The following is an 8,711-nucleotide window of genomic DNA, read 5'->3' as shown; positions in this document are numbered from 1 at the left end:
GTGGCGGAAACCAGCGCGGCGGCGAGCATCAGGGAAAGTTTGAGGCGCATGGGTCTCTATTGTTTCGTGAGGAAAATGGCGACGGGCACGACGCTGGCGCCGCGTTCGACTTCGAGCGCTATACGGGCCCCCGGGGTCAGCTGATTGGCGAGTGCCGCGGCATCGCTCGCCGACCCGATCGCTCGGCCGCCGACCGATCGGATCACGTCGCCGGGGCGAAGTCCCGCGGCGCGGAAAGCCGCTCCGTCGCCCTGCGGTTGAACGACGATGCCGGTGACGCGGCCATTTTCGGTGCGCGGGGCAAAGCCGACGCCCGCCTTGATCGCCGCCGGGGTCATTTCGCCGCTCGCGCTGGCACCGCCCGAAGCCGATCCGATTTCGGGCGTCGGCGCGGGCAAGGGGGCCGCGGGGTTGGCGACGGGGGCCTCCACGCTCTGGTCGAGGAACAGGCTTTCGCGGGCGCCACCGCGGTCGAGCAACACATGATCGAAGGCGACCCCGGCAAGTTTCAACCCCGGCGCAATCTCGTCGCCGACGGCGTAGCTGTTCTGCACCCCATCCTCGCCCGCGATGATCGCCGAACCGCCGCCGGTCGCCTCGTTGAGATTGACGCCGAACAGGGTGAGACCCGCCGAAGTGACAGTCGCCGATGCCGGTCCCTGCACATTGCTGCGGAAAAAGGGATCGAGACTGGAGAACAGCGCCCGCCGTTCGGCCGGCGAGGCGATCACTGCGGCCTGCGGCTGCCATGCGCCGAGCGGCGACAGCGGCGTGAGCAGGGCCCAAAGCAGCCGCACCGCCTGCCACACAAGCAGCGCGCCGAGCAGGCCAACCAGCAGCTGCGGCCAGACCGCACGCGGCAAAGGTCCGCGCGCGCGCAGCCATGAAGGCAAGGCGCGCGGCAACCGAACGGCCGATCGGGACATCAGCGTCGCCATGAAATTCTACCTGTCCCCCAACTGAAAGGCTGCGCCTGCGAATCGCCTAGGGGCGATTGGTGACAATCAGTTGACGGGAAGATTACAGTTTTTTGTCAGTCGGGCGAGTCCGACGAGGCCGAAATGGCTCCTCCCCGTGCGGAGAGGAGCCTTCCCCCTCATCAGAATTTCAACGACGCGCTGAGCGAGAAGGTCCGGCCCAGCTTGTAACGGTTGAGGAAAATGCGATTGTCGCCCGATTCCTGCACTTCCTTGTAGGTGCGCCCGGTCAGGTTGCGCGCCTCGAACTTCAATTCGATTTCCTTGTTCAGCAAGGTCACACCTTGGCGCGCTACGAAATCGAGCGAAATTCCCGGTTTTTCGCGAATGTCGGGCTGCTGCGACGGACCGCGGCTGGTGACGCGCGGGCTGGCATAGGTGACAAGCAGCGTTTGTTGCGACAGCTTGTCCTGATCCTCGAGCCCGATCTGGAAATTGACGATATGATCCGACTGGCCGGTCAGCGGCGAGCCGTCGAAGAAGAAGTCGGCGGCGTTCAGCGTCACGCCGTTGATCACCGTCGTATCGTCGTCGCCGACCTGAATTTCCGACTTGGTATAGGTATAGTTGCCGATCAGCACGAGGCGGCGGCTCTGCCAGAACGGAGCGTCCGACATCGTATCGAGCGCGAAATATTTCTGCACTTCGACCTCGGCGCCATAAAGCGTCGCCTTCGGCGCGTTGGCAAAGCTCGAGTTGGCGACCGAATCGGTGCTGATCGAGGTGAAGGTTTCGATCGGCCGGTCGATCGACTTGTAGAAACCCGCCAGCGTGAAGCGCTGATCCTTGGCGAAATACCATTCGTACCGCACCTCGGCATTCCACAGCTCGCTGTCGGTCAGCGACGGGTTGCCGCGGAACTCGCGGTTCGATTCGGGGTCTTGATAGACTTGCGCGATCAGCTCACGGAACTGTGGGCGGGCAATCGTCTTTGATCCGTTGAGACGCAGCTGCATGTCAGGTGCGACTTCCCAGGTCAGCGTGACCGCGGGCAGCCAATAATCATTATTGAGGTTCGTCGCGGCGATCGCGCTGCCGCCCGTGTTGAACAGGTCGATCGGGCTCACCGTCTGCTTGGCATCCTCGTAACGGACGCCCGCGTTGATGTTGACCCCGGGAATGATCTCGGCCTGCACCTGACCATAGCCCGCGTGCGTCGTCAGCGCCGCGTCGAAAGCGGCGGTGCCATCCTGCGCCGAGGTTTCGAGCAGCGCGATGTCATAAAGCTGGATCGTCGCGTCGGAGAGCAGATAGTCGGGACGCAGCTGCGTAACCTCGACCGGCAGGTTCGATCCGCGGAACTGGAAGGCGCGGCGAACGGCGGTGCGGCTGGTGTCGCTATAGGCATAGCCGACCGTCGCGGTGATGCGCGGTGCCAGTTCGTAGGACAGGTCGACGCCGCCCGACCACAGATCTTCGTTCAGGTCCGAAAAGGCGATCGTCGCGTCGCCGCGGTTGCCGCCCAGATCGTTGACGAACTTGTCGCCGGTCGGATCCTGCTCGGTCGGCAGATTGGTGCGGACATAGGTAAAGCCGCGTTCGTAGGGCGCCTCGCGCTGCGAATTGGCATAGCCGCCGCGCAGGTCGAGCTGGAGCCGGTCGAAATCGAACTCGGCAACGAGCTGCGTGTTGATGAGCTGGCGCTCGTACCACGCCGTGTCCTGCTCCAAAATGTCGCGTTCGGACTGGTTGCGGTCGACACCGAGACCGAGGCGCGACTGTTTCAGCGTGTCGCGGATGAACAAATTGGTCCAGCGGAACTTGTGATCGCCAAGCTCGAGCCCGAAGCCGAGCAGGCCGTTCACGACGATGCGGTTGTCGGTGATGACGCGGTTGTAGCTCGTCTGCGGATCGCCCGAGAGATCCCGGTTCAGCGACGTTTGTTGCAGCGTGTCACGCGTGCGCCACTTGTTGCTGATCCCCATCGTCGCGATGATGCCCAGCTCGCCGTCAGGCAGCGCGATCGTCGTGCCGCCGGTGATGCCCGCCGACCAGTTGACGGGAATATGGTCGTTCTGCTGGAGCAGGCTCGTCTCGGCGTTGACCAGCTCCATCTGGATCGCTTCGAGGTCCTCCTGCGAGAAATCGGCGCCCTCGAGGATCGGTTTGCCGCTGGCAAAGGCAGCCTTCAAGAGCGGCGGCACATCGCGCGTGCCGTCGTCGAAGCCCGTCCAGTCGGTGTCGCTGCCATAATAGGTATAGCCAAGCTCGTTCGTCGTCTCGCTGTCCCAGCCGATGCCGCCCGAAAAGGTCAGGAAGGTTTCGCGCGGGGTCGATTTGGTCGTGAGGTTGATCACGCCGCCGCCGAATTCGCCGGGGAAGTTGGCCGAATAGCTTTTCTGGACGAGAGTCGAATCGATCACGTTCGACGGAAAGATGTCGAGCGGCACGACGCGCTTCAGCGGTTCGGGGCTGGGCAGCGGCGATCCGTTGAGCAACGCCAGCGAATAGCGGTCGCCAAGGCCGCGGACATAGACGAAGCCGCCGCCGACAACCGACAGGCCGGTGACGCGTTGCAGCGAACCCGCAATATCGCCCTCGCCCGTGCGCGCGATGTCGGCCGACGACAGCACCGAAACGACTTCGGGCGTCGCACGGACGACATTGGGGGTAAAGCGGCCGGTGACGACGATTTCGGCGTCGGCGCCGCCCGGGATCGAAATGTCGCCGTCCTCGTCCTGCGCGGCCGTGTCGGCCGCGGGCTCTTCGGCGGCGGCCGGCGCCGGATCGGCGCCGCTGTCCTGCGCAAGCGCGGCAGGGGCGACGAGAGCGGAGCTAAGGAGGAGCAGGCTGGCGAAGATCGGCCGCTTGGTCATGGAATATGTCCCCAGGGATATTGTCAAGAAGGGAGCGGGCCGACGTTTCCGGCAGCCCGCTCCCCAAATTCGATCGCGGGCGATCAGGTCGTCGGAATGCCGGTGCAGCTGCCGCTCGACGTGCCGAAGTCCGCCGTCGCCGAGTTGCAGGTCCAGCCCTGGTACCAGGTGTCATTGGCGTCGCGGACCGCGCCGACATAGGCCGGGTTGTCGAAGAAGGAGCTGATCGCCGTGACATCGAAGGGCGTGAAGCCGGTTTCGGTCGCCCCGTTGACGAACAGGTTCGTCAGGCTGGGCACATAGTTCGACCGGTTGTTCGTGCCGGCTTCAAAGATCGCCTGCACTTCGGCGTCGGTGACACCGTTCGAGCCGCGGAATGGCGTTGCGTTGCACTGCAGCGACATCGATTCAAAGCGCGGCGGACCCTGTTCGTCGGGGCCGGTCGTCTGCGTCGTCGTCGCGCTGTCGATGCGCAGGCAGCGAATACCCGGCGCAATGATCAGGCCGTTGGCGAACGTGTAGTCAGCGCCGCCGCGGATGCGGATCGCCGCACCGTTACCCGCCGCATTGTTGCGCTGGATATAGGTGAAGTTCGACAGCGCGACGCGCTGGCGCGGCGTCGTGTCTTCATTGCCGTCCGAGTCGATTTCCATCATCGAGTCGCCGATCGTGCCGCCGGCGCGCTGGATGCCGATGACATATTGGATGTTGCCCTGATAACCGACGTCGGTGTCGAGGCCGTCATCCTCGGCGCCGGTGATGACCAGATGCTTCATGTTGACGCGGCCGCCAAACACTTCGGCACCATCGTCCGAGCTGTTGTGGATCTGGATATGGTCGATCTGCGTGCCCGAGCCGGTGCCCGAGGGGGTCAGGCCCTGAAGCTCGCTGTTCGCCGACAGGACGAAGCCCGAATAGCGGATCTGGACATAGGACATGCGGCCCGAATTGTCGTTCGCGGTGGCGCCGCCATAAAGCGCGTTCGATGCGCCTTCGGTGTTGCGTTCGCACGCCGCCGTGCCGGGGGTCGCGGCGGGCGCGAGGCAGTCGGTGATCGGGGCGCGGCCGAGCAGCACGACGCCGCCCCACAGCTGCGAGGTATTGTCGGTCGCCGAACCGACGACGTTGCCGCGGCCGGTGAAGACGATCGGCTGCGTCGGGGTGCCGACGGCGTCGATCTTGTTACCGCGGTTGACGGCGAGGAAGGACACGCCCGTCGCGCCAAAGATGGTGACGCCCGGATCGATCGTCAGCGTGACGTCGGCGGTATCGCTGGCGTCTTCGGTCGCGCCCTGGTCGGTGCCGACGTCGACACGGCCGGGGAGCGAATAGATGACGCCTGCGACCTTCGGGATCGCGGTGGTCGAATTGAAGCGAGCGGGGAACCCGCAGTTGCGCCAGGTGCCTTCGTTTCCGGTGATCGTGCCGAGATCGGCCAGCTGGTCGGCGCCGGCGATCGTCGGGCAGTTCGCGGCCGGGGTCACGCCCGTGGGGGTCGGGGTCGGGGTGGGCGTCGGAGTCGGCGCGGGGGTCGGCGTCGGCGCCGGGATGACGATCACGCCTTCGCCCGGCGAGGCAACGCCATCGGCGCCGCAAGCGGCCAGAATGGAACAGGCCACGCCGCTAAGCATGACCAAACGAATGCGTGCGAAAGCCGCCATGAAAATCTCCGTTCCCGGTGTGCGCCCCAAACTGTTTGAGCAGCGCCCCTGATGAAAAACACGCCGCGGATGAGAAGAGATTTGCCGTCTCGCCCCCGGTGACGTCGCCACTAGGGTGATTCGATGACGGTCTGACGCCAGAGCCGTGACACTTGCATGACTCTTGCGCGTCGGTTTGATGACATGGACGGCGGCGGCAGGCCCGCTTGCTTGCCGGCGCGAAAATAAATGCGGCGAAGCTCGCTTGCATCACCCGACAAGCTTTGCTAGGCGCCCGCTCCTACCTGGTGCCGGACCCGTCCGGACCATCATGATGTGCGGTCGTGGCGGAACTGGTAGACGCGCAACGTTGAGGTCGTTGTGGCCGAAAGGCCGTGGAAGTTCGAGTCTTCTCGACCGCACCATCATCAGCCGAAATGGCCGGAAAACTTCGGATTTCGATCAGGACAATATGGTATCGCGCCGTTACGGCACGCGGCGCGGCCGTGGGGCTGCGCGCCATGGCACGACGGTCGCCCATAAAGCGGGGCGTGCCGAAGCACCGGATTTGAGTCAGCCGGCCGCGCCGATCAGTCGGCGAGCGCCGCGCGCGCCGCCGCGGCGGCATATTCCGCTTTCATATTTGCGAACATCATCACCTGCTCTGTCATGACGCGCAATTGCAGTTCGATGCCGGCATCGGCGACGCGGCCGTCGGGATCGAACAAGGCCTGGCTGCTGTTCGCGGTGACCGCCATCGGCGTCGGCCATCCCCGCAGCGCATGGGTGATGGAGCGCAGCGTCGCGAGCGTGCTGCCCGCCGCTTGCCATCCACCCGCGACGGCAATGAGTCCGACGGCACGGCCGTCGAAATAGGGCTGCGCGTTGGACACAAGGTCCTGCGCATAGTCGAGCGCATTCTTGACCACCCCCGACACCGTGCCGTGATAGGCGGGCGACGCGACCAGGATGCCGTCGGCATCGCGCAGCGCCGCCATCAGCGCCTGCACCTTCGGGCAACGTTCGCTGCGGTGCGGGGCATACATCGGAAGGTCGATCGCCTCCCCCGCAAAGAGCATCGTGTCGGCCCCCTGCACTTCGCAGCGTGCGAGTGCGTCGCGGAGCAAGCGTTCGGCCGAGCCGCCGGCGGTTGCATTGCCGCCGAGCGCGACGATGCGGAGCCGATGCGCGGTAACGGGACGATCGATCATGTCACTCTTCCTCAATTGCCATCTGCATCAGTTGAAGGTCACCTGGCTGCCGCCGCGCAGGAAAGCGATCGCGTTGCGACGAAGATGGTTGGTGCCGGTGTTGAGGATCGGTTCGGGCGAATATTGCGCAAGATAGACGCGGCGCATGTTCGGGGTCGAGTTCGATCCGGTGGCGTGGAGCGCGAGGCTGGAAAAGGAGACGATGCTGCCCGCTGGCACCTCCAGCGTCACACCTTCGCTGTCGCCGGTGTAACCGACCAGATCATTGCTGCCGGGCTGGCGGATGTGCGGGACGATACCCTCGCGCGTCTCGGGTGCCTGCGAAAAGGGCAGGATGCGAACGGTGCCGTTGGCGATGGTGGTGTCGTCGAGCGTGCACCAGCAGGTCAGATAGGGCTTGTGGTCGGCAGGTCCGCCGTTGCCGACGACATAGCCCGAATCCTGGTGCCAGCTGAACGGCATCCCTTCGCTGGCGCCCTTCACGACATATTGGTCGTAAAAGAAATAGGCGTCGTCGCCGAGCGTCGCACGGCACACATCGGCCATCGTCTCGCTGAACAGCATGTCCCGCAGTTCGGGCTGACGGCGCTGGCATTCACCGGCAAAATAGCGTTTGCCCTTGTGGCTGATGCCGTCGACCTCGACGCCCAACGCATCGAGACGGGCGTCTTCGCGCTCGATCACGCGGCCGCATTCTTCGCGCAGAAGGTCGAGCAGCGGCCCCTCCAAGATGCGCTCGAAAACCGCATAGCCTTCGGTGGCGAATTGTTCGCGCTGGGCGGCATAATCCATTTCGTCTCTCCCGGATTTGTCCAATGGGGATATGGATAAGCGCAATTCGTCCATCGCATCCAATCGAATTGCATCCGCCGATCATACGTGTATACTATGACCGATGCGGATGAGACAGGTTGAGGCGTTTCGCGCCGTAATGATGAGCGGGGGCATTACAGCCGCCGCAACGATGCTGAACATCAGCCAGCCGTCGGTGAGCCGGCTGATCGCCGACATGGAACGCGCGGTGGGCTTTCGCCTGTTCGACCGGCGCGGGGCGCGCGTGCATCCGACTGCGCAGGCGCAGGCGCTGTATGAGGCGGTGCGGCGAAGCTATGCGGGGCTCGACCTGCTCGACCAGGCGGCGCGGCGCATTCGCGCGCATCCGGTGGGGACGGTGCGGATCGCGGCGCTGGCGGCGATCGCGATGGCGATATTGCCCGCGGTGATCGCGCGCTTTCGCATCCTCTATCCCGACATCAAGATCATCGTGGAATCGCTCGGCCAGCGCGCGATTGAGGAGCGCGTGTTTCTGGGGCAAGCCGATCTGGGCGTCGGGGTCGATATGCAGGGACGCGAAGGCATCCGCTCGACGCCGCTCGCGCGCGCCGAATATGTGTGCATCCTGCCCGCCAACCACCCCCTCGCCGCGCGCGAGCAACTGGCGATCAGCGATCTGGCCGGCGAGGAGTTCGTCGGCCCGATGCACGAAGCCGATGCGTTGTGGACCGGGATCGACACCGCGCTCGAAGAATCGGGCATCAGCGTATCGCGGCGGCTGGAAACGCAGCATTCGCAAATCCTCTATGCGTTCGTCGAGGCCGGGTTGGGCGTCACGATCGCCGAACCGTTCAGCGCCCCGCGCTTTCACCGGCTGGGCGTCGCGGTGCGCCCGATTTCGCCGCCGGTGTATCTGGATTTCGCGTTGCTCGAGCCCGATATCGGGCCGACGCCCGAGATTGTCGCGTGGCTGAACGCCGATGTGCAGCGCGAGACCGCGGCGTGCCTGGCGCATGTGAAGCGGGTGGTGGCGTCGCGATAGGCGGTGGGGCTGAAGAATGCGGACGTCGGTTATGGGGTGGGGAGCTGCCGCTTCTCGTTCAGCGCAAGACAGCCTCCGACACCAAAAGAATGGGGCCACCCGTATAATGGCAATATCCCATCACCAAAGTCGCACCGGGCCATTGAGTTTCGCAATCGCCCACACGTCCAACAAACGTTGTTCGTCTTGGTCTTTCGGGCGGTTCACCCACCTTCTCCCACTGCGCGTATAGACCTACGCGCTTGCTACGG

At 64.6% G+C, this 8,711-nt stretch carries 6 protein-coding genes and 1 tRNA gene; 2 read left to right on the top strand and 5 right to left on the bottom strand.

The annotated features are described in order from the left end of the window. Nucleotides 1-56: 56 nt before the first annotated feature. From A3E77_RS16490 to A3E77_RS16480, 3 genes are all read right to left on the bottom strand, one after another. Nucleotides 57-926 (bottom strand): type II secretion system protein N, encoded by an 870-nt coding sequence (locus A3E77_RS16490; protein ID WP_293647924.1) that lies wholly within the window; start codon nucleotides 924-926, stop codon nucleotides 57-59. A 173-nt stretch (nucleotides 927-1,099) separates the two neighbouring features. Continuing rightward, on the bottom strand, nucleotides 1,100-3,793 hold the full coding sequence (locus tag A3E77_RS16485; protein WP_293647922.1) for a TonB-dependent receptor domain-containing protein: 2,694 nt from the start codon (nucleotides 3,791-3,793) through the stop codon (nucleotides 1,100-1,102). Between the two features lie 83 nt (nucleotides 3,794-3,876). Further along, a complete protein-coding gene (locus A3E77_RS16480) occupies nucleotides 3,877-5,454 on the bottom strand; it encodes a hypothetical protein (protein ID WP_293647920.1) in 1,578 nt (525 codons plus the stop codon). Nucleotides 5,455-5,771: 317 nt separating this feature from the next. Here A3E77_RS16480 and A3E77_RS16475 point away from each other — a divergent pair. After that, a tRNA-Leu gene (locus tag A3E77_RS16475) sits at nucleotides 5,772-5,858 on the top strand. A 165-nt stretch (nucleotides 5,859-6,023) separates the two neighbouring features. Here A3E77_RS16475 and A3E77_RS16470 read toward each other — a convergent pair. Both A3E77_RS16470 and A3E77_RS16465 read right to left on the bottom strand, forming a co-directional pair. Next, entirely contained in the window at nucleotides 6,024-6,644 is a 621-nt protein-coding gene (locus tag A3E77_RS16470) for an NADPH-dependent FMN reductase (RefSeq protein ID WP_293647918.1), read from the bottom strand. Nucleotides 6,645-6,671: 27 nt separating this feature from the next. Continuing rightward, nucleotides 6,672-7,436, bottom strand: coding sequence for a phytanoyl-CoA dioxygenase family protein (locus A3E77_RS16465; RefSeq protein ID WP_293647916.1), 765 nt, complete (start codon nucleotides 7,434-7,436; stop codon nucleotides 6,672-6,674). Nucleotides 7,437-7,539: 103 nt separating this feature from the next. Between A3E77_RS16465 and A3E77_RS16460 the strand changes: the two genes are divergently transcribed. Next, on the top strand, nucleotides 7,540-8,460 hold the full coding sequence (locus A3E77_RS16460) for a LysR substrate-binding domain-containing protein (RefSeq protein WP_293647914.1): 921 nt from the start codon (nucleotides 7,540-7,542) through the stop codon (nucleotides 8,458-8,460). The last annotated feature ends 251 nt before the right edge of the window (nucleotides 8,461-8,711 follow it).

This window comes from Sphingopyxis sp. RIFCSPHIGHO2_12_FULL_65_19 (assembly GCF_001830555.1).
Taxonomy (GTDB): Bacteria; Pseudomonadota; Alphaproteobacteria; order Sphingomonadales; family Sphingomonadaceae; genus Sphingopyxis.
Note: the sequence above shows the minus strand (reverse complement) of the source record. Positions and strands in the feature narration are given on the sequence as shown.

What these genes read in the sequence shown, in the direction of transcription:
- A3E77_RS16490 (WP_293647924.1), bottom strand. Translation starts at nt 926, where the DNA reads ATGTCCCGATCGGCCGTTCGGTTGCCGCGCGCCTTGCCTTCATGGCTG.
- A3E77_RS16485 (WP_293647922.1), bottom strand. Translation starts at nt 3,793, where the DNA reads ATGACCAAGCGGCCGATCTTCGCCAGCCTGCTCCTCCTTAGCTCCGCT.
- A3E77_RS16480 (WP_293647920.1), bottom strand. Translation starts at nt 5,454, where the DNA reads ATGGCGGCTTTCGCACGCATTCGTTTGGTCATGCTTAGCGGCGTGGCC.
- A3E77_RS16470 (WP_293647918.1), bottom strand. Translation starts at nt 6,644, where the DNA reads ATGATCGATCGTCCCGTTACCGCGCATCGGCTCCGCATCGTCGCGCTC.
- A3E77_RS16465 (WP_293647916.1), bottom strand. Translation starts at nt 7,436, where the DNA reads ATGGATTATGCCGCCCAGCGCGAACAATTCGCCACCGAAGGCTATGCG.
- A3E77_RS16460 (WP_293647914.1), top strand. Translation starts at nt 7,540, where the DNA reads ATGCGGATGAGACAGGTTGAGGCGTTTCGCGCCGTAATGATGAGCGGG.